The sequence below is a fragment of the Streptomyces sp. NPDC050423 genome (assembly GCF_040655445.1).
In the GTDB taxonomy this organism is placed as follows: Bacteria; Actinomycetota; Actinomycetes; order Streptomycetales; family Streptomycetaceae; genus Streptomyces.
The window spans coordinates 1-5,400 of the sequence record NZ_JBFAJY010000084.1 but is presented as its reverse complement, the minus strand read 5'-3'; the positions used below and the strand labels follow the sequence as shown (position 1 = coordinate 5,400).

The 5,400-nt window shown below is 70.2% G+C and carries 5 protein-coding genes; 1 reads left to right on the top strand and 4 read right to left on the bottom strand.

Translation table 11 applies throughout. From position 1 onward, the window contains the following. Positions 1-117: 117 nt before the first annotated feature. From AB0I52_RS32645 to AB0I52_RS32630, 4 genes are all read right to left on the bottom strand, one after another. Positions 118-1,713, bottom strand: a complete 1,596-nt coding sequence (locus AB0I52_RS32645; RefSeq protein WP_363078773.1) for an MFS transporter — start codon at positions 1,711-1,713, stop codon at positions 118-120. A 130-nt stretch (positions 1,714-1,843) separates the two neighbouring features. Beyond that, entirely contained in the window at positions 1,844-3,397 is a 1,554-nt protein-coding gene (locus tag AB0I52_RS32640; RefSeq protein WP_363078771.1) for an AMP-binding protein, read from the bottom strand. Beyond that, a complete protein-coding gene (locus AB0I52_RS32635) occupies positions 3,366-4,337 on the bottom strand; it encodes a helix-turn-helix domain-containing protein (RefSeq protein WP_363078769.1) in 972 nt (323 codons plus the stop codon). The genes AB0I52_RS32640 and AB0I52_RS32635 overlap by 32 nt, the downstream gene beginning before the upstream one ends. Positions 4,338-4,346: 9 nt before the next feature. Next, positions 4,347-4,583 carry an acyl carrier protein gene (locus tag AB0I52_RS32630; protein WP_362967467.1) on the bottom strand — a complete coding sequence of 79 codons (237 nt, stop codon included), beginning with the start codon at positions 4,581-4,583 and terminating at the stop codon, positions 4,347-4,349. Positions 4,584-5,206: 623 nt separating this feature from the next. Between AB0I52_RS32630 and AB0I52_RS32625 the strand changes: the two genes are divergently transcribed. Further along, positions 5,207-5,400, top strand: a 194-nt coding sequence (locus tag AB0I52_RS32625; protein ID WP_362967469.1) for a beta-ketoacyl synthase N-terminal-like domain-containing protein, incomplete at its 3' end; no start/stop codon positions are given.

The window sequence follows — 5,400 nt, the reverse complement described above, 5'->3', positions numbered from 1 at the left end:
CGATGGCCATCACGGCGATCGGGTAGAGGCCCGAGGCGGGCAGTGCCACATGCCGCAGACCGAACGAGCCGAGCCAGCCGACCGCAGCCCCCTTCCGCATCCTCGGCGTCCGGCGCCTCAGCTCGCGGCGGGCTCCATGCGTGCGGGAGCGGGGACGGTCGCCGGTGCGTCCAGGTCGTACGGATCGATCGGCTCGCCCGTCTCGATCGGCACCTTGCGCAGGAGTGCGGCGACGATCAGGGCCACCACGACCATGGCGGCGGCTCCGGAGAGCGCGGCCACCTGGAGGCCGTGGGTGAAGGCCTCACGGCTGACGGTGACCAGTTCGGACCCGATCGCGGCCGGCTGCTGGGCGGCGACGGTGGCGGCACCGCCGATGGTGTTGCGTGCCGCGCTCAGCGCCTCGCCGCCGAGACCGGCCGGGTTCACAGCGTTCATGTCATGCCGGTAGATGGCGGAACCGATGCTGCCGATGACCGCGAAGCCGAACGCGCTGCCGAACTCGGTGAACGTCTCCGAGGTGGCCGTGGACGATCCGGCGTGTTCCTTCGGCGCGGAGGTGACGACGATCTCCGCCGTGAGCGTCTTCGAGGCCGTCATGCCGGCCGCCATCAGCCCCACGCCCACCAGTAGGACGGCGACGTTCGACTCCACCGTGAGGCGGCTCAGTACGCCGAAGCCGATGGCCATCACCAGCATGCCGCTGGAGACCAGGTACACCGGCTTGACCTTGCGGGACAGGGCCGACACGAGGCCGACCGCGATCCCGATCGCCGGCATCACGGCCATGGACCACAGGGCCGCCCGGAAGGGCGTCATGCCCAGCACCATCTGGAGGAACTGGTTGGTGAGGATGCTGACGCCCATGAACGAGAACATCACCATCAGGTTGGTGATGATCGCGCCGGTGAAGCCGCCGTAGCGGAACAGCGAGATGTCGATGAGCGGGTGCGACGTCATGCGCTGGCGCTGCACGAACGCGATGAGCAGTACGAGGCCGACGGCGGCCCAGATCGCGGGATCGCGGGACCAGCCGTCGACGGCCAGCTCCTTGAGGCCGTAGATGAACGGCATGATGCCCGCGACGGAGAGGAACGCACCGAGCACGTCCAGCTTGCCGCGCGAGGAGTCGCGCCGCTCCGGCAGCAGGATCGGGGCCAGGATCAGCACCAGCACCATCACCGGGGTGTTGATCATGAAGACCGAGCCCCACCAGAAGTTGTTCAGCAGCAGACCGCCCACGACCGGGCCGAGGGCCGCACCGGTGGCGAGGGTGCCGCTCCAGGCGGCGATGGCCGACTTGCGCTGCTTCGAATCGTGGAACATGTTGCGGATCAGGGCCAGCGAGGTCGGCGTCAGCGTCGCGGCGCCGAGCCCGAGCAGGGCGCGCGAGCCGATGAGCATCTCGGGGCTGTCGGCCGTCGCGGCGAGCGCGGACGCGACACCGAAGACCAGGGCGCCGATGATGAGCAGCTTCCGCCGCCCGAAGCGGTCACCCACCCAGCCCATCGTGATCAGCGCGGCGGCCAGCACGAAGCTGTAGATGTCCATGATCCACAGCAGCTGGGTGGCGCTCGGCTTCAGCGACTCGCTGATGGGCGTGATCGCGAAGCCGAGTACCGAGATGTCAATGGCGATCAGCAGGGTGACCAGGACGATCACCACGAGGCCGAGCCATTCCTTGAGCCCCGCCCGGGGCTTGATTTCTGTCATGGCAAACGTCCATGCCTTCCTGCGTCATGACCCTGAGTACGTAACACGCTGAGCGTATCAGGTACGCGTTAGCGTGTCGCGTACCCATCGACGGCGGGACGAGGCTCCCGAGCCCCGCCCCGCAGCGGTTTCAGTGCGTTCGGCCGAGCAGTTCCTGCGCCCGGCGCAGCAGCGCCCGGCGGTCGATCTTCCGGTTGGTGTTGAGCGGAAATTCCGCGATGTGGAAGAAGTGCTGGGGCAGTACGGCCCGGGGAAGCGTGCGGCTCAGCTCGCGGGCCAGGACGACGGGCGGCACGCGCTCCCCGGTGTGGAACGCGGCCAGCGTGATGCCCTGCTCGGAGGGGATCGGCACCGCGACACCGTCCTCCACCCCCGGGCACCGGCGCAGCGCCTCGTCGATCTCCGCCAGTTCGACCCGTACGCCACGCACCTGAACCTGCTGGTCCAGCCGGCCGAGGTAGAGCAACTGCCCCTCCTCGCCCAGCCGGATCCGGTCGCCCGTCCGGTAGTAGCGCACCCCGTCCCGCTCGAGGAACCGGCCCGCGTCATCGGCCGGGTCCAGATACCCGGCGGTCAGCTGAGGTCCGGCGACACACAACTCGCCCTCCGACGCGTCCGGTTCGCCATCGGCGCCGAGCAGCATCCACTCGTGCCCCGCGTGAACCGGCCCGATCGGGACGACACCCGCGACCGCGATCCGCGGCGACGTCTCACGCGACCAGCGGTGCCGGGTGATGGTGATGGTCAGCTCGGTGGGCCCGTAGAGGTTCTCGACGGCCGACCCCGGCGCCGCGTGCTGCCAGTCCGTCACGTCCTGGCAGGTCACCGCCTCGCCCGCGAAGAAACTCCAGCGCAACGAGGGCAGGGCGCCGCCGGTGAGCCGGCCGGTGCGCCGGATCAGGCTGATCACGCTGGGGGTGGAGAACCAGACGGTGACGCCTTGTTCGGCGACGAAACCGGGGAGGTCCCGGTAGGCGCCCGCCGGAACGGGAACCAGTGCGGCGCCGGCGCCCCACGCGCAGAACAGGTCGAACATCGCGCAGTCGAAGTTCAGATCGAAGTTCTGCGAGAACACATCGTGCGGACCGAAGTCGTACCGCGCGTCGAGCAGCCCGAAGTAGTGGGCGCCGTTGGCATGCGTGACCGGCACGCCCTTCGGCCGGCCCGTGGAACCCGAGGTGAAGAGCACATAGGCGGTGTCACCGGGCGCGACCGGCCGGGGGTGCGCCAGGCGCGCCGCCGGATCCGGGACGATCCTCCCCTCGGCACCGTCCGCGGCCGCCCCGTCCAGCAGGGCGGGAAGCCCCACGCCCTCCGCACGCAGCTTCTCCAGCACCGTGGCCGCCTCGGCGTCCACGATCAACGCCTGCACCCCCGCCGCTTCGAGCATCTGGAGGGTACGGAGCACAGGGAAGGAAGGCTGCAACGGAACCATCGGCACCCCGGTGAACAGGCAGGCCAGGATGCCCGTGTAGGCGTCGACGCCCTTGCCCGCGAGCACCCCCACCGCGGCCGGACGCTCCGGCAGTGCGGCCAGCAGCGAGCCCGCCCAGGTCAGCGCCCGGTCGTACAGCTCCCGGTACGTCAGCGTGGCATCGCCGACGCGGATCGCCACCCCTTGCGGGGACCGCGCGAGCCCGCGCAGGAAACGGTCATAAAGGGCGTGGGCCGATGTCTGGTCCATGAGTGTTCCCCGAGTGACGGTGGACGGATGAGGTGGAGCGGTGCTCGATGCCCGCGAGGACGCGCGGCGGCCGGCCGGCCGCCGGGGCGGACTCGGGCGCACCGGGGCGCGGCGCCGGGCCCGAGATCCGCAGGAGGACCTCGGTGAGGTCGGCCCAGGAGCGGCCGGCCGGCGCGTGGTGCAGGGCGACCCGGGGATTCCTCGCGAGCCACTCCCGTACGTCACGGGAACGCGCCGCACCCTTCCCGTCCAGCAGTACGTGCAGCCTCGGGTAGGGATGGGCCTGGGTGACCGCGTCCAGGAGATTCAGGAACGTGGCAGGCGCGGAGGCCCTGTCCGCCCCCGGGCGGGACCGGTCGAGCAACGGGGGCCGCAGCCGTTCCTCGGGCCGGTGCCCCGTCCGGCCGTCCGCCCGCAGGACCACGGCGTTCCACGGCGACACGCGACAGACACCGACGACACCGCGATGGGCACCGGGCGGCAGGGGCGGCTCGGCGGGCAGCTGGAAGGACTCGGGGCGATGCGGCTGCACCCCCCACCTCCGCCACACCCGCGAAACCGTGGAGTGGGCGATCCCCAATTCGCCGGCGAGCAGCCGCGACGACCAGTACGGCGCCCGCAACCGGGCCGGCGGTACACCGCCGTCGCAGAGCGTGGCGACGAGCACCGCCACCTCGTCCACCGTCGCGGGACGCCCCGGCCGGGGCAGATCGCCCAGTGCCGCGATGCCCGACTCGGCATACCGCGAACGCCACTTGAGGACGGTCGGACGGGACACCCGCAGCAGGGTGGCGACCTCCGTGTTCGAGGCACCCCCCGCGGCGAGCAGCACGATCCGCGCCCGCCGTACGAGCCCGGCCGGCGCGGTCGACATACGGGTCAGCGCTTCCAGCCGGGCCCGGTCGCCCTCGTGCAGCCGCAAGGCCGGGACGCTATGCATGTCCGGCACTCAGCGCAGACGCTGTAGCGAGTTCCAGAGAACCGCCGGGGTCTCGAATATCTCCAGGGAGAGCGCCTCGTCGCGGAAATGCACCTCATATGCGGATTCGAGGCCCGCGAGCAGCTCGATCATCCCCAGTGAGTCGAGACCGAAATCGCGCAGTTTCATGTCCTCGGTGATCGGTTCGTCCGGCGGAAGAAAGGACAACTGCTTCCGAAGGAGAATGTCGAACTGCTCATCCCACATGATGACTCCGGTTTCAGGCGCGAAGGGGTGGATGGTTGTTCCGGGCTCACCGGACCCCACCGGTACCGCAGCACGAAACCGCCTGCGGACAACGACGGAACGACCGAAAGACGGAACGACCGAACGACGGAAGGGCCGAAGGGGCCGCCCGAGCGCCGGTCGTACGGAAACGAACGGACGGGCCGGAACGGAGCCGGGAAAACAGCCGGCCGCCCACGTGCCCGGCAAGGTGGGGTACCGGCCCCCGACGCTAGCCCCGGCGGGCCGGAACCAGTACCCCTACCCGCCCCTATGAAGGCGCCGCACCCAGTACGTCCGCGCCGGTGGGCCCGGCACCGGCCGACCGTGCACACACCCTCCGCCGCAGGTGGGACCGGCCGGGCGGCACCCCCGTCCGACGTGCGCCGCCCACCGGGGCCGATCCGCGACCCCACACCGGCTCTGGGGTGGCCGGGGTGAGGCAGGGGGCCGGATTGTGGGGACCCCGGACACGACTAAGGGGTGGGCAAACAGGCCCGCCGACACGTAATTTTCGAGCGGTCCCACTCTTCTCTTTCTCTGCATTCCGCCATCTGCGCGGATCCGCGGTCCGCTGAACGTCATGACACAGGAGGGCATGCTCGGTGAGTAACGAGGAAAAACTTCTCGAGTATCTGCGCCGGGCGACAGCCGACTTGCGTGACATGCGCAAGAGGCTCGCTGCCGCGGAACGCAAGTCCAGTGGCGAGCCGATCGCGATTGTCGGGATGGCGTGTCGTTATCCGGGTGGGGTGGGTTCTCCGGATGAGTTGTGGGATTTGGTGGTGGAGGGCCGGGA